Source organism: Bacteroides sp. D22 (assembly GCF_000163675.1).
GTDB lineage: Bacteria > Bacteroidota > Bacteroidia > Bacteroidales > Bacteroidaceae > Bacteroides > Bacteroides xylanisolvens.
Genome location: NZ_GG774799.1, coordinates 46,696 through 69,872, shown reverse-complemented (window position 1 = coordinate 69,872; position 23,177 = coordinate 46,696). Strand labels below are relative to the sequence as shown.

Genomic DNA, 23,177 nt, shown 5'->3' with positions numbered 1-23,177 from the left:
TTAATATTAACCAATTACCAACCCGGATTTTGAATAAGTCCATACCCCTTGTTTATTTCATTTGAAGGAAATGCACTCAAATACCACTTCGGACTAAAATGCATTTTCCAATAACGAGGCTCTTCAACAGTCGGTTCGGAAAAAAGTAAACGCAAATTACCGACTTCTAAAGAACCACTCTCTGGCATTATTGTAATAGCCTTCAAATCTTTCGTGAAAATATCTTTTCTTTTCCAACGGATCATATCAAACCAACGCACTTCCTCGAACGCAAACTCACGTGCTCTCTCGTCCAATATTTCTTCACGTAACTGTTTGTCACCTAATGAAGGCGCCTCTGGGTAATCAGGCAATACCTTACCTTCCTGCAGACGTGCTAATAGTGCGTCAGTCATATTTATCAAGCCAACACGATTACGCACCTTATTTAACCATAAATATGCTTCAGATTTTTGTCCTGTCTCATTTAATGCTTCTGCATAAGCCAAATAAACTTCAGCTAGACGCAAGTAAGCATAGTTCGAAGGTTTATTATGAAAAGTCGCCTCATTATAGTCCCATAAATATTTCCTAGAACAAAATCCAGTAATAGCACGCGGACTATCAGCAGCACCCCGTTCACGACCACCTATCCACATTTCGGCCACACGTCCTTGAAACCTGTCGCCGGCTATCATTACCGATTCATACAAACGAGGATCACGATTCACAAAAGGATTGTTATCTAAAGTTCCCACAGATCCATTATTAGCTAACCAACTTTCATAAGATGCTTTCTCACCATTAGCATAAGGGAACAAATCTACAAAATTAAGTGTAATGCATCCACCGCCATATCCACGACCAGTATTTCCATTGGTATCAGATGCCGGTCCAAAATACATCCGATGATAAAGTTCACCAAAAGTACGCATAGTACGACATGTTGCAATTAAAATCTCACCATTATAGCGATCTGCATAACACTTGGAAAAAGCGTCACGATACCCATCTGTTGTAGCTGAATTAGATGTTACCAATTTATATGGATTACCATTACGTTGGTTTTCATCCATAAAAGCTTCACAAGCTGTTATAACTTTCTCCCAACGAGCTTGATCATAATTGCCATACCATACCATCTTGTCAATATTCTCTGCTGGAATTTTTCCCGTATTAGCAGGAGTAGGTTGCCCCATTTCCAAATAAGGAGTATTAGCATTAAATAACGGGCTAGCAGCCATAAGCAACACCCTTATTTTCAAAGCCATAGCTGAGGCTTTTGTGAATCGTCCATCATTAACAGCATCTACTGTCCAAGGGAGCTCTTTTGCTGCTTGGTCACAAAGTTCAACAATATAACACACTGTTGCCTCTAAAGTTTGACGTGAATAATCGGTATCCATATCATTATTAACCTGAATATCATCTGTTAACAATGGAATACCCCCGAAATGCCGCATTAATTCATGATACTGACAAGCTATAATCATGCGTGCTTCTCCCTTACGAATTTTCTTCTCTGATTCAGTCATATCAGGCACACGATCCACATTATTAATGAAAAGAAATCCTTTGCGAATACCAGTCCAAGCCGCATCCTGTGAAGGATTAAATCCAAACTTGGTACTAGAGGAGCCGTTCTCCGTCTCCGTATTATACTGTCCTGCATAATACGTACCATACGCCCCCCCCCAATTGCAGTGTGAACTGATGATATCTGTCAAAGCATCCAAATTATCCCATCCCAGTTTATCACCAGCCATCTGATGTTCATAATCATTATTATCGCTCGCTGCTGAGTGAACAGTCAAACCGGTACGTAGAGTAGCATATGCGGAATTCAAAGCTCTCTCAGCATACATTTTTGATGAAAAAATAGTATCAATAGTAATATCCCCACCAGGCGCTTTTTCCAAAAAACCTTCACCAAAAGCTATATCACTACAACCATAGGCACAAAGTGACAAACTGGCTACAAACAAGTATTTTAATATATATTTATTCATAACTCGTAATTTAAAATGAAATATTAACTCCAAAATTGTATATACGAATGTTTGGATATGTATTACTTGAACCACTAGTCATACCTTCCGGATCTATATCAATATCATTCAAATCAGAAAATAGTGTAAGTAAGTTATAGCCATTACAATAGAGTTTTATAGACTCAATACCGACTTTCTTCAATAAATCATATTTACTAAAAGTATAAGAAATTTCTGCTGTTTTAAGTCTTAAATAGGAACCATCCATCAACCATAGGTCCGATTGTTCCGTATAATGCGATTTATTACGAAATGTAAGTCTTGGAAAACGTGCATCCTCTTCATTACCCTCTGTCCAACGTCCGTCAGCCAAAAACTTAAGTAACATACGGCTGTTAGTACTACCAAACGCATCTCTATACTCTTCAGAAAGCATGCGAGATGCATGTAAAGCCGCCGTCCACTGCATAGAAAACTCAAAATTCTTCCATTTCAAACCACCTAAAAAGCCTAGAGTATAATCCGGACGATTGCCATAACCAAAATAGGTCTTATCATTACCATCAACTATCCCATCATTATTGAGATCTTTAAAAAGCGCATCGCCTGGTTTGGGCTCTCCCAATGCCATTACAGGTAAAATTTGTCTACCCGATTCATCAACCTTAAGGTTACCCTTCTCATCGAAATCTGTCTTTTGAAGAAAACGGTCAAAAAGATAACCATAATTTAGCCCAGTACTACGTCCCGTTTGTGCCATATAAGGTTCGTTAGGATAAACCTCATCCATATAGATAATCTTATTTTTGGCATAAGATACATTAGCTTTTAACCAATAATTAACCTTATTTATTCGAGAATCCCAACCTATAGAAAGTTCATAACCATGATTGTTAACCTTACCCAAATTGATAAGAGGCAAAGTTATATCAGTAATAGAAGGTAATGTATTCCGAGTAGACAAGATATCCTTACGTTTTTCAAAGAATACATCAGCTGTAATACTTAATTGTGAATTGAACATTTTTATATCGATACCATAATTTTGCTTAGCAACTTTTTCCCAAGTTACTTCTGCGTTACCAATTATATTTTCATGTGCGTCAGGTTGAAGTTCCGAACTTCCTCCTATTCCAAATTGATAACTACCATTATTACTCCAAACTTGATTATATCCATTCCAAGAATCTGCTAAATAAAGAAAACGCTGTCCGCTATATTTATCATTACCGACAATACCATACGATGCCCGAACTTTTAAGAAATCTATAAACTTAAGATTTTTCATAAACTTTTCTTCTGAAACAATCCAACCAAGAGATGCTGCCGGAAAAAAGCCAAAACGTTTGCCTGGAGCAAAGTTTTCAGATCCATTGTACCCTGCATTCAAATCTATCATATAACGTTTTCTCCAATTATACATAATACGTCCTACATAACCTATATAAGCAGTAGGAATCTCTGTATATTGGGCAGGATAATACGTTTTAGACTGGTTATATAATAACAATGCAGATACCTCATGATCGCCAAATGAACGGTTATAATTAAAACTAGCCTCAGCATACCAATTACGTCCCCGTCCCGTATCATCCTTATAATCCAAAGGTTCACGTAAGCCTGTTACCCCATCAGTCTGATAAACAATACTGTTATCAAAACGTGGATCGGAAATATCCATACCCGGTTGTGTTTTACTACCCATGTAAATAGGCGTATAAGAACTATCAGTCGCTGTTGGCGCACGGTAAACCGTCGTTGAATAGTTGGTATTATATGCCCCCTTTATTGAAAAAACCAACCCTTTTGTAAACATATCCAACTTTTGAGTTAATGCTAAATCAAGATTAAGTACATTATCGTTGGTGGTTTGATACCCCCAATTGTAGTAACAATCCAGACCACTGGTAAGCTGTTCTAATGGAATGTATTTATTATTTGCATTATAAATATATCTACCATCAACAAATCCGGGACTAGCAAATGGAGTCGCCCACATGATATTCTTCCATAAATCATAAGTTTGAGGCTCACGCTTATTTCCAACCCGACCTCCGATGTTGATTTTCAAAAGAGTTGATCGGGTTAAATCCATATCTACATTAGAACGATAGTTAAATCGTTTGTATGAATAGTTAGGATCATAATTCTCGTAATGTTTCTTCATCATACCATCCTGTTGCAAATACCCCAACGATACAAAATAACGAAATCGTTCTGCTCCACCTGACAAAGTCACATTATGTTGTGTCTGCCAAGCTAGGTTTTTAAAGATATACTCATTCCAGTCTACATTGGGAAACATGATAGGGTCAGCATTAGTACGAAACATTTCAGTAACATAAGGAGAAAACTTTAGTTGACTATCAGTTATATTCGGATTGTCTGATCTTTGCGCTTCTGTATAAAGCTGGGCATATGTATAACTGTCAACTCCTTCCAAGTTTCGTAGTGATTGCGTCAAACCAAACGAAGAATTTATTGATATTTTCGGTTTCCCAGCTTCTCCACGACGAGTCGTTACTAAAACAACCCCATTAGCACCACGCACACCAAACACAGCTGTAGACGCAGCATCCTTAAGTACAGTAATACTTTCAATTTCATGGGAGTCCATCTGAAAAAATGAACGTTCAATACCATCTACCAAGATCAAAGGCTTAGAGGCTGCAGATGTCAATGAACCTGTCCCACGAACATAAATATCAGGATCTTCTGCACCTGGCTGACCAGAAAGTTGCACACTAGATACACCGGTGATGGCTCCCGAAAGACTACCTGCAGCACTTCCACTAGGTGATTTTAACAGATCAGAAGTCTTAACAGAACTGATGGCTCCTGTCACCGAGATCTTACTTTGCTTACCATAAGCCACAATCTGCACTTCATCAAGCACACGCATATTTTCTTCCAGGCGAATTATATTATCTATGCGTTTCTGCAATGTTATCTCTTTCTTTGTATATCCAATAAAAGAGATTTCAAGTATTACCGGTGAAATGTTATCAGGCACACGAATAGAAAAATTTCCATTCACATCAGTAATAGTTCCTATTGAAGTATCCTTCACTTTAACCGTAGCACCAATTAAAGGTTCAGAAGTGGTATTATCCAATATTTTACCTGTATAAAGAACTGTCTGGACGATACCAACTTCGCCATTCAAAGGACGTATGTTCCAATCAGATTCCTGATTAGCCCATAAAATCGGAGACAATAACAAAAATGCTATTGCACAACTTAAACTTCTCATATGACATATATTTTAAAGTGGTTATTTTGCATCTACAGTCACACAATACATTGCTTCCTGATCCGCATTACCTTGTACAACCTTGCCATTAACTAATAATGTAGTAACAAAATCATCAGCTTCGTAATAACTTCCACCGACATAAAGAACCTCTCTCCAACCAAGCTGCTCAAGTACCCAGGCACCTTGGTTCGTACCGAATCCTTCACTTGTAACTGCAAGAGCCAATTTATGATCATAGGTAACACCAATATAGGAACGCATACGCTTGTTACCGTTCCAAGCCTCTCCTAAGGCCACTTCCCAACCTGTTCCATCATTATTTATAATTTCAGCAGAAGTCATACGACGACCACTTCTTATTAACCACGGATGTGCACAAGCCAATGAAATTATGCCATTCCATTCTACAGCATTCTCAAGATAGGCATCACCAGGATGAGAATCAAAATAAGGCAATTTCATCAATTTGTTATCACTAATAGCAGTAGTACCAAAAAAGATCTCCCCTTCTGCATTAAATCCGAATGACGAGCGCCAGCCGGCATCTCCACTATTAACCGTACTAACTAACGTTTCATCTATGCAAAGGAATGTTTTTTCTATTACAGCCCTACCACTCATAGCTATCAAACTATGAACCTGATTCATTAAAATGTGACCGCCATTCGATTTTAACTGTGCTTTAGCTTTAGCCTTATCAATAGTAATTACCGAAATTTTAGTATCACTAACAGTTTCTGTTTGTCGACTTTCAGACCAGTCACCTATCATCGAAGGATCATATGGAGACACCCAACTAAATGGTGTTTCATCACCAACATTAAGAATAGGAATATTAGCTATTGTAGTTGCCTGATAAATCGAAATAAACGGATACTCTTCTGTAGAGAGATAATTACTAGTAACATCATTAAATCCTAAAAACTTAGGATCTGTCATAGCAGTAGCAACATTCAAATCTACAGTATAAGTGCGCTCTACTCCATTAGGTTGTTTGATAATAAGAGGTTGAGATAACTTCTCAGAAAAATCAAAATGCAAGCTAGAAACGATTTCACTTCCCTCCAGTATAGCTCCTTCGGCAAATTGTAGTTCTATATCAGCCATATTCATGGTACACTTATCGAATGCAACAGTAATTTGGCGATTTGTACTATTAAGTGTTACATCAACACTAGCCCCCACCACACTTATTTTACTAGCATCTACTACAGGAAAGGCTTTAGACACAATAGTAAGCCAATACTTCCGGATTTGATTGTCTGGAGAGCGAAAGTTTAAAACAGGATAATTAGCTAAATCTGCTTTATTTATATCAGATGGAAAGATGAGTTCATAACCATCTTCCAGCTCAACTTCTATTTTTGACTCTGCAAAATTCTCAGCAGTATTAAATGATAATGAGAGATTTTTGGAATCAAGCATTTCCGCTTTCACTCTTTCCTGATCTACTTCTACATAAATCGATCTAAAAGGAACGCCTTGCACAGGAGACTTCATATTATCTCCGTCAGCATCTGAACAAGATAATAATAAGGCAACCAATCCTAATAAGGATAAAATTTTAGCAGTAATAAAATGTAAATAATTTTTCATAATATGTAAATTTAGTACACAAAAAATAAATCAATGAGTTTCTAAAAATAACCACATCATTGACTTCACAAAGAAAGGGAGATTATACCAATAAAAAATCTAATATTTACCGGATTATTACACTAAATCCCTTTATAAATGCCGAAATTCAGCCTTCTGGAGTAAGTTTATTACTTATATATTCTTTTGGAGAAAGACCATACTTCTTTTTAAAACACATACTAAAATAATTAGGGTTGTTAAAACCTACGGCATAAGCAAGGTCTGAAATGCGTACCTTCCGCTGTTCCTCCATCAATTTACAAGCTGTAGTAAGACGTACATTAAGTATAAAATTGGAAGGGGTTAACCCTGTTAACGTTTTTAGTTTCTCTGTAAGTACAGTACGAGATGTCCCTACTTCAAACACAAACTTCTCTAAACTAAAGTCAGTATCACTTAAATGAGCATTAACACAATCAATAACTTTCTGTAAAAAAGCCTCATCTATAGAAGTATACTCCAATTTATTTACCTCAAACACTACTTGTTTACGAAAATCCGTACTCTTACGCTCTTGTCGTTTAAGACAGTTAATGATCTGAGCATAAAGTAATGAGATATTACAAGGTTTGCTAATATAACCATCCGCGCCAGAACTATAACCTTCTATCTGGCTCTTCTCTGTTCGCTTGGCTGTAAGCAATATCACTGGAATGTGACTAAATTCAAATTGCTGCTTGATATACTTACAAAGTTCTATACCATCCATATCAGGCATCATAATATCTGATACTACCAAGTTTATATTTCCCTCTTCAAGTACTTGAATCGCCTGTTTTCCGTTCATTGCAATCTTTACACAAAAATAATTAGATAACAAGTTTGAAAGAAGCATACAAAGCTCTTCATTATCATCGACTATCAAAATTGTGTAATCTGCTTGTAACATTCCATCCCCTGCATTTTCTATTGTTTCATCTATATAAACAGGCATGGTAAACGAGGTTTGCATTTGTGCTCCTAGTTCTTCATCAATTTCCCCCTGAACATAGCTTTCTTTATCAAGAGGCAATAAAATGCGGAAACAATTACCTATGGACTGATTACTAAACGCCTCAATTGTACCGTGATGGATATTTACTAGATCTTTTACCAATGAAAGACCAATACCTGTACCGATAGTATTATGTTTACGGTAATCGCCTTCATAAAATCTTTTAAAGAGATTATCAATTGTTTTTCGATTCATTAACTCCCCCGTATTAATCACATCTATTTTCAACATATCATCAACACTACTCTTTTTTAGGTTTACTGAAATCCGACCCTCGACCGGAGTGTATTTAATGGCGTTAGAAAGGAGATTATATATCATTTTATCCAATTTGTCCGAATCAAAGTAACCTAAAATAGACTCTGGTTCACTTGTAAAAACTATGTGTTGTTGCTTTTTACCTAACAAAGGTATAAAAGCCTCTACACAACTACGCACAAATAAAGAAACCTCACCATATGAAACACATATTTTTAAATTACCACTCTCTACTTTTCTAAATTCAAGCACCTGCTGAATGAGACGCATCAATCTGGTAACATTGACAGTCATTACCGAAAGAAGGCTTTGCTTATCACTACCATTCTTCAAACTTTCAAGCGAAGCTAATATTATACTAAGCGGCGTCATCAATTCATGAGTAATATTTGTAAAAAATTGTAATTTCAAATGGTTAATTTCCTGTATCTTTTGCTGCTCCAATTCACTTATTTGAATGAGATGTTGCATACGCATTCTGTAATGAAGAAAATAAAAAATAGAATAGAATATCAGTACAAATAACAATATATAAATAACATAAGCCCCCCATGATTGCCAAGGCTTGGGTTGAATTACAATAGTCAAAGTTTTAACTTCATTACTCCATTCCCCATTTGGAAGCATCCCTTTAAGACAAAAAGTATAAGTCCCAGCAGGTAAATTATTATATATTGCAAAATGATGTTGTGAATCCACTATATTCTCCCGTTCATCATAACCTTCAAGTTTAAAGGCATAGAGATAATCATCTCGTCGTTCGTAATTCATAAAAGAAAACTCAATAGTGAAATTATTCTGATTATAGGGAATTGTAATCCTGTCTGCATAGTTTATTTCATATTTTGAAAACTTTTCTCTTTCTTCCTTAGTAAAGTCACGAAGTGATCGGTTATGTATCTTAAAATCAGTGAAAAGAAGTGGAAAAGAACTCATATCGTCATCATACATTTGCTGTGTTTCAAAAATATAAAGTCCTTGCAAGCTACCAAATGCAATTTTCCCTTCCGGCAAAACACAACTAGCATTCCGATTAAACAATGAACCTGAAACATCATCATAAGTTGCATAATAGTTTACCTTTTGTATTCGAAAAGAATCATCAACAGAAAAAGCAAGCACTATATTATTAGATGTTATCCAAATATATTTATTCTCATCTTCTATGATGTTAGATATACTAGTATTCTCTATATTAGAAATAGCAGGAAAAGTAATAAAAGAATCACTAGCTGCTTGATAGTAAACCAAACCACTCCACATTGTTCCTACCCATATACGCTGTTGTGAATCAATTAAAATACAGCTAGTAACATAACTACTATGTTTACCACTAATTGTATATTTTTTATAGCTCTTTTGATTAAGATCTATACGCATAACCCCTTCTTCCCCTAAGGCAAGCCAAAGATTATGCATTTCATCCTCCTTAATATCATAAACACTCGACAGCGGAGGAACTTCTGCGCAATGAAGCCACTCAGAAAGAGTATAAAGTTCGTTAGTTGTATCAAAAATATAAAGCCCATTACGAGTTCCTATCCAAAGATTATTATCAGAATCTTCCAACAATACATAAACACAATTATCACCTAATTTCTCATTAACTAATTGGTTGAGCATCGTTACTTTATGTTTGTCTTCATCGTAAAAAAAGACACCGGCACACCAAGTTCCAAAACATATTTCATTTTTATTTCTGCGCTTGATAATACTATTAACTGTAGATGGATAAGGAAGATGGTTAAGTTCGGGAACATCTACATAATTCACTCCTGTCTGACTTCGCTGATTATATTTTACAAGCCCCCTACCCATAATCCCCATCCATAATTCGTTTTTTCCCACCTGACAAATACTTCGTACAGAATTGGTCTTGTATTTTTTCTTGATATAATCTAAACGGTCCACCTCATATTTTACCTGTGAACTTTGCACCTTACATATTCCTCCTCCTAACATGCCTATCCACATTAAACCGTCCTTAGTATGAAGAATAGAATTTACTTCATTATAAGGCAGATTACCATAATTACCGTCAGGAGTATAGTTTTCAAATTTATTTCCATCTAATGAAAGGATACTCAGCCCACTACGTCCTCCTATCCAAAGCTGGGATAATTCATCCTCGTTTATGTCGTAGATTATATCATCAACTAACGAGGTTACCATGCTCTCATTATGCAAAAATTGTGTATACTCCATAGAATGAACCGTATAAGGAACGGATAATTTTAGAAGTCCCCTTCCCCATGTCCCCACCCAAAAGGTATGACGACTATCTTCATACACTACATAAGCAGTTTTTAATATTGGATCAATATAAGAAAAAAGTTGTCCGGTTTTTGTATCGTATCTATATAGCCCTTGTTCCCAGGCCGTAATCCAAAGATTGTGATTCGAATCTTCCATAATGGAATTAATGTGCAAAATCTCATTACCCACAGAATCCCGCAATTTCAACTGCTCAAAATCACCTCCTCTTTTTTTTCGGAAAAGCCCCTTGTTACCTCCCACCCAAAGTGTTTTATTACTATCAAAAACAATGGCTACAGCATTTAAGTTTTTCAAGGTACTATCAGTATGGCTAAAAACTTCCCCCGTCATCTTATTCAGTTTGAACACCCCATTCTCTGCTGCAATCCAAAGTCCTTTTTCATCATCTTCCACCACTGCATTTAAATATGAATTGAATGATTTGTTTGTGACATTATTAAAACCATAGTTTACCACATTATGACCATCATAACGAGCTAAGCCATTATAGGTTGGAATCCAAATATATCCTTCTGAATCTTGATATAATTTTCTCACTTCATTAGAAGGTAACTGCCTGTTTGGAAAAGGAGTAAACCGTAAATTAGCTTGCATCATACATGTAAATAATAACAAATATATGATACAGATATAAAATCGAATAAGCATCATATGTTCATAGTATTTATTGCAAATAAATAAAACATTGTAAATTTAATAATAAATACATCTAAAAAAGTACAAATTATTCACATAAATTAACTCATTGCAATATAATAATTTATTTTTTTTAATCTAATTTTATCCATTTATTCTTTTGTATTAAAAAAATACAAAAAGGAAATATCACTAATATAAAATTATCCTCCTTCAATTTTGTAGAAACATAATTTAAAACAAGATGATATTTTTATTTTCTTCTTAACTTGCAAAAAGTTATAAACAAATTTACCTTTTAGCGACTTTAAAGACACCACATCATTAAGATGTTACAATATAACAAGACATATCTACAACTTTTCATAGGATTAAGGAAGACGAGGAACACCGTCTCAATAAAAAAGAGATTACCACCTAATTTGAAGAAAAACCTTTTATATTTTATGGTTCAGGACATGAAAACTACACATATATAATATTCTACACATCAATTAATTAGGTAAGGGAAGCATTGCTCTACGAGTATGATTTAATTTCAAACCTTTTTCATAGGCCTCGGCACCATACAATTCCTTGATATCCATTTCGCCTAGATTTACAAGTATACCACGTGCCATAAATCCTGCATCTTCATTCTCAACATGTGGTAGAGTTTCCGCCGCTTCTTTTAGCTCCGGTATGAAAGGACGAATATATTCACGCATTTCTGGATCCAAAGACAGACATTCCAACGACGAATAACCTATTTTTCGGTTCTTTTCTAAAGTAGGAGTAAGCAGACGGGTAATACCTTCCTGATATCTTCCCAAATAAGATATGGCATAAGCAGCCTCCGAAGCTATATATGGGTTAGTATCATAAATTAATGCCAACAAAGCTTGAGGACAAGTTCTAATTCGTTTTTCTTTGGCTAGTTTGGCATACCCTACTATGCCCCAAAATCGCATTTCTGGCAAAGAACTAGTAATTGCTTCTTCTAATACAGGAAGCAGGTCTATTGTTGCAGTACCAACCATCTCAACAAGGGCATACAGTTCAGCTAACGGGTAGCGTTCTTGACGTACTTTTTCATAAAGTATATGCCCTATACGTGAATCAGGTAAAAAAAAGCCTAAATCAGTAGTAACACGAATATGAGCAGATAATGCTTGCCGCATTTTACAGAGAACACCTTCATATTCAGAAACACCAGAAAGATCATGAAGTTCGTCTGGATCTTTTTCAAGATCAAATAGCATTTCAGCCGGATGACTTTGAAAAGGTTGGCTCCACTCCGGATTTCCTCCCCCTTTTAATATTAACTCATCCCATACTTGATTTGAAGGCATGCCCCATTGATAATAATTGCGTAAAGCAAACTGACGATATGGAATATAACTTCGGATATATTTAAAACGCCCGTCTGTAACTGCACGTACAGGCATAAAATGATGTAATTGATTAGATGCTAACGCAAACTGCATTTCACGCTTACCCTTATTTACAAATTTGCCATATAACGCATTACCTTGCATATGCCTGGGTGGTCTGACTCCTGCAAGACTAAGTACAGTGGGAGCTAAATCAGTAAAATTAATAAGACCATATTCCTTACCTGAAGAAACCTTTGCCAAGTGCCTCCATTTAGGTGGAAAGTATATTATTAAAGGAACCTTTAAACCACTTTCATACAAATATCCTTTACCACGTGGAAGACACCCTCCATGATCACTAAAAAAAAATATGATTGTATTCTTATCTAGCCCTCTATCTTTCAAGTCTTTCAAAAAGAATCCAAGCCATGTATCCACATCTTGTACCGACTCCAAATGAGCAGCATAATCAGAACGAATTTCTGGGAGATCTGGAAGATAAGAAGGAAGTGACAATAAGCTCGGATAAATCCCCTCCCTAGTGTAATCTCTTCGGCCCTCGGTATGAAAGGTACGAATACGCCCCATGTGAGAAGCAACAGTATTAAACACAGCAAAAAATGGCTGATGCTTTTTCCGTCTACTACTATTGTATGACGCATATTTATTACATTCGTCCCAGCAGATCTTATTATTTGTAGTAGAATTATAATGGGTCTTATTATTATTTGTACAATAATACCCCACCTCACGTAATTTTTGAGGAAAGAAAATATCTACGGGAGTATCATAAGGTATCGGATGAACATCCATCCCATATGTGGTAGCATAACATCCAGTGATTAAGGAAGAACGGGCCGCAGAACTTTGTGGAGCTACCGACCAAGCATTCATAAACTGTATACCACGGAGAGCAAGGCTATCTATATTTGGAGTATGCACATCCTTGTTCCCATAACAACCAAATTCACGTGCACTAGTATCCTCAAAAGTAAGCCATAAGATATTGGGTCTTTCATGATTAATCGCTCCTACAGATATGGAAGACAGTCCGTAGAAAGAACAGCACAGCAATAAAGATAAGTGTTTCATAAGATATTAAAGTTATTTATCCAGGTCAAAGATAAAAAGTTTACATTTCGGCAATATTCGTTTTCGTTTAAAAAAATATCAAAATTGTTTCACTCGGTATCTTTCAACAATTTTAATATAAAAATCGACATGTTTTATATAACAAAAACAGAAGTGCTAAAATCGTAAAAGAGAATGAAATATATGTAACAAACAAATATTTATCTTTGAGCAATCATTAAATTTAATATTAAAATGAAATACGCATTATGTAATAATCACATCATAGGCGATAATTCTTGGAAACATGGACCGCCTACACAATATTCTGCAAAAGTGCGATTATTTAATATATTTATCGGAACATACAAAATTACTGATTAATATTTGTTATATCAATATATAGTCTAAAATAAAAAGAATATTATCAACCGGTAAGTCATCTTCATAACATGAATCTTTATCTAATACATACTACCAGATTACAGAGAATGTAAAAGATGGAATTGTAGGATGAATCAAAAGCAACAGTAATTTATTAATTTAAAACAGACTGAAGTCATGAAATTCATACATTTCTTATTAATGTTTTTAGGAGAATTACCTCTCGAAACATTGGATATTGATATCACCCAAAAACATTTCTATTCACCACATAACACACTTTTTTCCATAAAACAAAATCAAAAGGGAAAATGGCAAATGACAGCATACTCCGCTCGCCACAGATTTACAACCTTTATTTATCAATTAAAAAGATATAATGTTGCAAAATATAAGGAAAACCATTCCACTCTAATTATCTATCCTGATTACATACAGGAGTATGCTTCCTACCACCAAATAAATAATAATAATTTTATCATGAAGAGTATTCGTTGTTTACGTTTGGGGTATCATGGCAAGTATATACCCCTTCTTACTATTTTTTTACTTTTATCATTGGTGCTAAGCTCTATATGGCTTTTTCCATTATACAAAAGTTACAAACTAAAGAACATACGAAAAAAGAAAGAAAAAGAAATATACCAAATGAATATCAACATGTTATATGAACAACTACATAACCAACTAACCCTAATTATTTCACCATTACAAGAACTAATGAGGCACATTTACGGAGATTGGGAATATAAGCAATTGCTACACATCCAAGACAGTGCCAATAAATTATCATACATTATTAGTCAAACAAAAATTCTTAGTGACATCAATTTAGGTTTACTCAAGCTCAATATAATACACTCTAACGCATATAAACGAGTACTAGATTGTTTCATGAGCTATAAATACTTATCCAGGAAGAAACATATTGAATATAATTTCTATACAAAATTACAAGATGAAGATCTTTTTTTTGATGAAAACGTTCTAATTCTAATTACAAATAAATTACTTGCAAATGCATTTAAATATACAGAATCTGGAAAAAGCATTACAATACGACTATATAAGGAGGACAAAAACCTTGTCCTACAAGTGTCAGATACAGGGATCGGTATTCCAGTAGAAAAACAACAAAAAATATTCGATCGTTTCTATCAAATAGAAAATAGCTACATAGAAAACGGCTTAGGGCTCTCTATGGTTCAACAATTAGTTGAATTACATCATGGAAAAATTATATTGCAAAGCGAAATAAGAAAAGGGAGCACTTTTTCTATTCATTTTCCACAGGACAAGTCTTCATACAACAAAGATGAGTTTCTTAACGACAACATGGAAGAGAAACAAGATATAATACCTTCTATATATTCAAACAATATTTGTATGAAAGATGAGCGTGAACCCACTAATACACAAGTGATAAAAACAAAAAACGGAACTATTTTAATAGCAGAAAACAATGAAGAATTACGACAATATATATCCAATAATCTATCCTCTTTGTTTTATCTATTAGAAGCGAAAAACGGAAAAGAAGCACTGGATATTTTAAAAAGACAGGAAGTTAATTTGATCATTACAAATGCAATAATGCCTGTAATAGATGGTATTAAGCTGTGTAAACTAGTAAAAGAAAATCTATCTACTCGTCATATACCTGTTTATATCTTATCTACAAAAACAGATATAGAATCTCAATTGGAAAGTTTTCGAGTAGGTGCTGATGATTATATAATCAAACCATTCTCCATAAATATTTTAAAATTTAAAACATTAAATATGCTACATACATCTCACTATATTTTTGAGCATAGTTCTAACATTATGCCGACAGAACGAATTAATACCACAATGAATAAAGAAATACTAGAAAAAGCCAATATGGTAGTTGAGAAAAATATAGATAATATGAAGTTTTCCATAAAACAGTTCGCATGGGAAATGAATATGAGTTGTTCGAGCCTTCACATGAAATTGAAAGCAATAACAGGAGAATCAACCACTGAATTTATACATAAAATACGGCTTAATCGAGCCTGCCAGTTATTAGAAGAAGGTAAATTTTCCATATCTGAAATCAGCTTTATGGTGGGATATAATACCCCTTCTTACTTTACAACATGTTTTAAAAAATATGTCGGTTGTCTACCAATAGAATATAAAAATAGATTTTTTCCAGTTTAAATCCATTTCATTCTAGTTCGAGTAGAAATTTATTTTTTATGATTGTATGCTAATACACGGTACCGAGTTATTGTATTTAAATGACCATATTTATCATCGGGAGAAAAAGTGGATATCTCCCATCCATATTATAGAAAAGTTGTTTAATCTCTAAACTTGGGGACGGATCTGTTTAATACACAGAAAAGATAGGCATTTTAGTAAAAGACATCTATAAGAAGATATCACACTTTGAGGTCTATTAATTAAAGCGACCTCAAATGAATCAAGACAAATACGTTTGAATTCTTGAACAACGATAAGCTTAGAAAACTTTGTAGAGAAGTACAGTGGTAATCGTTATGTAAAAGCACTTCACTTATTCGAGCCATTTACTTGCAATAATGGTTGGTCAACTTACTAAACGCAAAAAGTCTTCGTAACCTGATTATAGCTTGGAGTTATATCAAAGAAAACGTTATCATTGAGGGATGATTCCCAACCAAAACGACATTTACATCCGCCAATCAGATTTGAGATTATGGAATCTCCGAAAACTTTGATTTCTACAGAATGAAGAAAATATGCGTGTGATTCCACTATGGTTCTTTTATGTCTGACTAAATCCCTTTAGGCGAAGTTCTGTTAGAAGAAAATGGCACCAAAGTTCATGTCCTCTATGATATAGAAGTACAAGTTTTAGCCTTCTATGTAATAACTACAGCATTCAGATATAATTCAACAATAATGTCCATAATTAATTATGAGCCAAATTTTACATATTTGACAGAGTGTAAAAGTTGTTCAAAGAACTTTATCAAATCCATCTTGTAGGTTCTTTGTAGTTAGAGTGAAGTCAAACCTAAAGTTTAAATTCCGTAAATGGGGCACCAACGGAATCACAACTATTTTAAATTTAACCAGATGTCAATCATCTGTATTAAACCATTTATATTGTTTGATTTAGAATAGTAGATAGTTCTGAAGTTCTCATAGGAAAATTAAAATCTATGATAAGCACTTACAATAATATACTTTTCATTATCAATACAAAGGTGGACCGAAAAGGATTACATCAAATAACATCTAAACAAATGTCCTGTATCTTTAATCCAACAGTTATTGCAACTAAACCTTTATCCGAAGAATATTAAACGAGCATACAACTGAACCGAAAATTTAAATTCCTAGTTGAATACTAATATCTTTTATGGAGCCTGGGAATAGAAAATGACTATTCACGAATACATTTTATAGCAATACATTATTAAATAAAACTACTCCCATTGACGCTAATACTGCCTCCAGACAGAGATGGTACACTTCCAAAAATATTGCAGATTCCTCTTCTTTATTATAAATAAAACGTGAAATGACAAATATAGATGCAATCAAATAGCTAAAACTTTATACATACTACTAAAGACATGTCTTAAAATGATATATTTAACAATAGATTAAAATATTTTCACTATTAACCCGGAAACACATTTAAACATTAATCAAGAATCTATTTTATATATTTTTCTTAGGCAGAACAATACTCATTCATAATAAAGGAGAACAAAAATATCCACATAAAAAAAATTATAACATTAATATATGATTATTATATTTTAGACAAAAATGATAGTTGGGAAACAGATTTAATATGATAACAACGTATATAAGTAAGGAAAATAAATAATACTTATATTTTTTCTCATAATTTTCATCGAACTTAGAGGAGTTAATATTTTTAATTAAAACCTTAGATTTATTTATGTACAATTTTAAGAAATTATTACTATTCCTTACAGCCTTTACATGTGTATCTGCATATGCACAGAGCCTGATAGTTACAGGAAAGGTGGTTGACAGTGAAGGATATGAAGTGATCGGCAGTAGCGTTACAGTAAAAGGTCTTACTGGTACTGGGACTGTTACTGACATTAATGGCAATTTTACTTTAAAAATCAATGATGCATCTAAAGACATACTTGTCTTTTCGTATGTAGGAATGATCACACAAGAAGTAAAAGTAAATAAACAGAGAGTTATTAATGTGACACTACAGGCTAACACTGTGATGTTAGATGAAGTTGTTGCTATTGGTTACGCCACAGTAAAGCGTAAAGATCTAACAGGGTCGGTAGCGTCAATAAGCAGTCAAGAGTTAATTAAAATACCGGTTAGTGATGTAACTCAAGCCCTATCTGGACGTATGGCCGGTGTGCTAGTACAGCAAAGTGAAGGGGCCCCAGGGGCATCTGTTTCTATTCGTGTACGTGGTGGAATTTCTATTACTCAAAGTAACGACCCTTTGTATATTATTGATGGATTTCCTAGCGAAGATGGGATGTCAACCATTGATCCTGCTGAGATAGAAACAATTGATGTATTAAAAGATGCTTCTGCCACTGCCATTTACGGTGCACGTGGAGCAAATGGAGTTGTTGTAATCACAACTAAAAATGGTAGTAAATCCAGTGGAAAGGCAACAGTTAATTTCGATGCATATTGGGGAGCTAAAACATTAGCAAAAAAGTTAGATGTTCTTTCTCCTTATGAATTTGTCAAATTAGATTACGAACGGACATTATGGCGCATAGGTAATGGGGATACAAGCTCTGATGGTATGGAAGCATGGAAGAAAAGATATGGCGAATATAGTGATCTTGAATCCAATTATATCAGTCGCAAAGGAATTGATTGGCAAGAAGAAACATTGGGGCGTACCGCCTTGACACAGAACTATCGTATATCTGTTTCTGGAAAGACCGATAAAATGAACTACAGTTTAGCTTATTCCTATTACGATGAAGAAGGAGCTATGGTATATAGTAGTAATAAAAAACACAACATCTCCTTTAACATAAATCATGCGGTAAGCAACTGGTTAACAATAAACTCTCGTATCAGTTACGACCAAATGCGTATAGAAGGAATGGGCACTTCGGAGAATACCGACCGTTTTAACAAAATGCAACATATCATACAATATCGTCCAACAATAGGCATTCAAGGAGCAGATGCCGATCTGCTATTTGGGGAAGATCCTATACTTGCTGATGACAGCGGCAATGTAATGCAAAATCCTTTGATTTCTGCGGCCGAAGAAATAAATAATAGAGAATGGCGTACTTTCCAAGCCAATGGTGGCGCTACAATCAAACTATGGAAAGGATTTTCATTTCGCAGTACAGTAGGCATGCGCTATCAAACCCGTCGTAATGATATTTTCTATGGAGCTGATTCGCAGACAGCCAAACGTTCAAGTATATACGGAAGTATAACAAACATTGAAAGTAGCAGTTTACAGAACTCCAATGTTCTGAGTTATAGTTGGAAAAACAGCTCTCACGACGTCGCCATAATGGCGGGACATGAATTTGTAACGAAATGGACAAGACAGTTTTCAGCCGGTGCCACACAGTTCCCAAACGATGAAATTGGCCTGGCAGACCTTTCATTAGGAACACCAAGCACCCCTACTTCCAACGAAAATTATGACGACAAACTACTTTCTTTCTTTACCCGCGTGAACTATGCCCATATGAATCGTTATCTATTTACAGCCTCTATACGCGCAGACGGCTCATCCAAGTTTGGAAAAAACAATAAGTGGGGATACTTCCCTGCTGTTTCTGCTGCATGGCGTTTGAGTGAAGAAACATTCATCAAAAACATAGGAATCTTTTCCGATTTAAAACTTCGTATTGGTTATGGTTTGGCAGGAAACAATCGTATCAACAACTACCAAAGCTTGGCAATAATGAGTTCTGTTACGGCAGCTAGTGGCAACGGAGCACAGGCAGGATATGCTTCTAATCAAGTTCCTAATCCTGATTTAAAGTGGGAGGCAAACAAAACATTCAATTTAGGAATGGATTTTGGATTTATCAATCAGCGTATAACATTTTCACCCGAATTCTATATTAACCGTAGTAGCAATTTATTACTAGATGCTAAATTACCATATTCATCAGGATATCAAAGTATGATTATCAACGCCGGTGAAACCCAAAATATAGGTATTGACTTGACTCTAAATACGGTGAATATTTCCAACAAGAATTTTACATGGAATACATCGATAACTTTTTCTCATAATAAAAATAAAGTCAATAGACTAACAGGAGAAAGCATACAGTTGTATTTAGCTAACTTCGGATATTCAGGTGCAGGTGCTTCACACCAGATTGGGGTAGGACAACCTTTAGGACAATTTTACGGTTATGTGACAGAAGGATTATATCAGGTCAGTGATTTCGATTACGATCCTACCACTCAAAAGTATACCTTGAAGGAAGGTATACCTTATCATGGGGACAAAGCAAGCATTCAGCCTGGTTACTGGAAGTTTAAGAATGTAGATGGCAGTGAGGACAACCTAATTACTGAAAATGACAAAACTGTCATCGGTAATGCCTCTCCCAATTTCTATGGCGGTATTAACAATACCTTTGCATATAAAAATTTTGATTTAAGTATCTTTCTAACATACAGCTACGGTGGTGAGGTTTTGAATGCGACCAAACTAACTAACACAAAAACCGCATTGACAAATAAAAATGTTTTGGCAATAGCCAGTGAAACAAATCGCTGGGTTACGATAAACAATGACGGTAATATTATAACTGATCCAGAAGAATTAGCAACTGTGAATGCAGGAAAAACTGTAGCCTGCTTTGACGATAATGGTTCAAATAATACTTACATTCATTCATGGGCTATAGAAGATGCTTCTTTCCTAAAATTAAGTAATGTTACCTTAGGGTATACATTCCCTAAACGGATCATCAATAAAATCGGTCTAAGTAAATTACGTGTATATGCTACTGGTAATAATTTGTTCACATGGTCACCCTATACAGGTTTTGACCCTGAAGTTTCTACCATGAGTAGTCCTTTAACACCGGGAGTTGATTTCGGAGCCTATCCGAGAAGCCGTTCCTTCGTGTTTGGTATAAATGTGTCATTTTAAAAAAATATACAATGAAAAACAAAATAATATATACACTCTTTGCACTCATATTAGCTTCTTGTGAGCTAACCGAACAGCCAACCTCGTATTATGAAATGGACAGCTATTTTGTAACGGAAGATAAAGCTAAAATGGCTGTAGTAGGAATTTATGACTGTATAGAAACAATCAACTATTATGGACAGTATATAATGCCCTTCTTTGGAGCAGACGATATGTTTATGGTAAGAGGTACCGGCTCGGATGGTACTCGACGTGATATCTCCCATTATATGTACACTTCATCCAATACATGGATAGCCTCCGTTTGGAAATACGCTTATTTAGGCATCGACCGTGCGAATTTGGCAATCAGCAACATCGAGAAAATGCAAGGATATACAGACAATGTTACTTTACAGGAATTGGTAGCGCAAGCCTGCTTCCTCCGTGCCTTCCTTGCCTTTGATTTAGTAAGATTTTGGGGAGATGTACCTTTTAGCACACAATATACAAGCGGTTATGAAGAGACCTCAAAACCGCGAATGAACCGTGAACTTATTTATGAACAGATTATCAAAGATTTAAATTTTGCAAAGGAGCACTTACCTAAAGGAAGTACCACATCTTCTTCAGAGGTTCCATCTAGCGGTGCTGCACGTGCCTTGTTAATGCGAGTTTACTTACAACGGGCAGGCTATAGTCTGAATCGTGAAACAGTCAAACTTACACGACCAGATGATAATACAAGAAGCGTTTACTTCAATGCTGTTATTGATGAGTGGGAGGCCTTTCAATCAGAAAACTATCATGGATTCTATAATGAGGGGTACGAACAGCTTTTTAAAAATTACTCACAATTGATATTAAACAATCAGGAAAGTTTATGGGAAATAGCATTTGAACCAAACCAAGGAGAAACAGACAATGCTGGAACATGGGCAACTTATAATGGTCCAATAGTAGCTGCTCCAGGGGAGTATCCGGGAACAAGTAACTATATGGGACGAGCTAATGCTTTCTTCCTGGTACTACCTTATTGGAAAACATTCTATGAAACAAACGATGACGGTACCCCAAAAGACCAACGAAGAGATGTGAATTTTGTAGACTATGCTTACGTTTGGAATGCAAGCACTGAAACACAAAATAAAACATACACAAACAGTGCTATCAGAAATAATGCATATAGATATCCAGGAAAATGGCGTAGAGAGTGGATGGCTTTGGGATTTGTAGATCCTAATAATACTGGAGTTAATTATTGTCCATTAAGATATGCAGATGTTGTTTTGATGGCAGCTGAAGCTTACAATGAAACAGGGAATACACCAGAAGCGTGGAAATTACTGAACAACGTACGCGAACGCGCTGGTGCTACTCCTATAACAAATGCTAATTATAACAGCTTATTGAAGGCTCCGAAAGTTTACAATTTAGCTTTTATTTCCGATGCAGATGATACCGGAAAATTCCGTACCGCTCTTTATTGGGAACGCGCTTTTGAGCTTTGCTATGAAGGACAACGCAAATATGACCTTCTTCGTTGGGGTATCTTAGGAGACGCTTTAAGAACTGCACAAGAATATTTGGAATCGTGGCAACCTAATGAAGATGACAATATCAACATGGCTAAATGGAATCCAAAGACATGGGCATCAAGTAATTATGTAGCAGGACATAATTTTGTGGATGGCAAACACGAACTATACCCAATCCCATTGGCTGAAATGCAATCTAATGCAGCCCTGAACGGACAGAATAATCCCGGCTTTGAATAGTTTTAGTAAAAATGAATAATAGAGAAGGTTTAAAAGATTTTAATACCCTTCTCTATTATTCATCTAATATCATTAAATGCGAAGGATGGCCCTATTCGAAAAAATCAAGTCCCCACATGATAATGGAAAGTAGCACAAACTATGGATGTAACATTACATTAAGAAGTTATCAACAAACTTTCGCCCAAATAGAATACAAAGATTGATGCCGAAAAAACATATTAATCCCATAACAGATAACAACGAATAGCACTAGTCATAATATCTTTTGAACGAGGTCATAGTTGTAGATTATGATACAATGAAAAATTGACCTGAGCGGTTCTGTATCATATTTTTCCTCCTGCTTTTGTTGTTTGTCCAGCATGGGTATATGCAAGTTCTTAACACATCTTTGAGAGTGGGAAGTATTTAGCCAAAGTCAAGAAAATCCCCGTAAGATGAAG

The 23,177-nt window shown here is 35.2% G+C and carries 8 protein-coding genes; 3 read left to right on the top strand and 5 right to left on the bottom strand.

Features of this window, described 5'->3' with window-relative positions:
• Positions 1-14: 14 nt before the first annotated feature.
• The 5 genes from HMPREF0106_RS18910 to HMPREF0106_RS18930 all read right to left on the bottom strand — a co-directional run bounded on the left by HMPREF0106_RS18910 (position 15) and on the right by HMPREF0106_RS18930 (position 13,476).
• A complete protein-coding gene (locus HMPREF0106_RS18910; RefSeq protein ID WP_032851067.1) occupies positions 15-1,988 on the bottom strand; it encodes a RagB/SusD family nutrient uptake outer membrane protein in 1,974 nt (657 codons plus the stop codon).
• Positions 1,989-1,998: 10 nt separating this feature from the next.
• A complete protein-coding gene (locus tag HMPREF0106_RS18915; protein ID WP_009039217.1) occupies positions 1,999-5,223 on the bottom strand; it encodes a SusC/RagA family TonB-linked outer membrane protein in 3,225 nt (1,074 codons plus the stop codon).
• Positions 5,224-5,244: 21 nt separating this feature from the next.
• Positions 5,245-6,822, bottom strand: coding sequence for a hypothetical protein (locus HMPREF0106_RS18920; RefSeq protein ID WP_009039216.1), 1,578 nt, complete (start codon positions 6,820-6,822; stop codon positions 5,245-5,247).
• A 148-nt stretch (positions 6,823-6,970) separates the two neighbouring features.
• Positions 6,971-10,990 carry a hybrid sensor histidine kinase/response regulator transcription factor gene (locus HMPREF0106_RS18925; protein ID WP_198138544.1) on the bottom strand — a complete coding sequence of 1,340 codons (4,020 nt, stop codon included), beginning with the start codon at positions 10,988-10,990 and terminating at the stop codon, positions 6,971-6,973.
• A gap of 533 nt (positions 10,991-11,523) precedes the next feature.
• On the bottom strand, positions 11,524-13,476 hold the full coding sequence (locus HMPREF0106_RS18930) for a sulfatase (protein ID WP_009039214.1): 1,953 nt from the start codon (positions 13,474-13,476) through the stop codon (positions 11,524-11,526).
• 540 nt (positions 13,477-14,016) lie between these two features.
• Here HMPREF0106_RS18930 and HMPREF0106_RS18935 point away from each other — a divergent pair.
• The 3 genes from HMPREF0106_RS18935 (at position 14,017) to HMPREF0106_RS18945 (ending at position 22,731) form a co-directional block, all read left to right on the top strand.
• Positions 14,017-16,026, top strand: a complete 2,010-nt coding sequence (locus HMPREF0106_RS18935; protein ID WP_009039213.1) for an ATP-binding protein — start codon at positions 14,017-14,019, stop codon at positions 16,024-16,026.
• Between the two features lie 1,741 nt (positions 16,027-17,767).
• On the top strand, positions 17,768-20,971 hold the full coding sequence (locus tag HMPREF0106_RS18940) for a SusC/RagA family TonB-linked outer membrane protein (RefSeq protein ID WP_009039212.1): 3,204 nt from the start codon (positions 17,768-17,770) through the stop codon (positions 20,969-20,971).
• Between the two features lie 11 nt (positions 20,972-20,982).
• Complete coding sequence (locus HMPREF0106_RS18945) at positions 20,983-22,731, top strand: RagB/SusD family nutrient uptake outer membrane protein (protein WP_008760217.1); 1,749 nt, start codon at positions 20,983-20,985, stop codon at positions 22,729-22,731.
• The last annotated feature ends 446 nt before the right edge of the window (positions 22,732-23,177 follow it).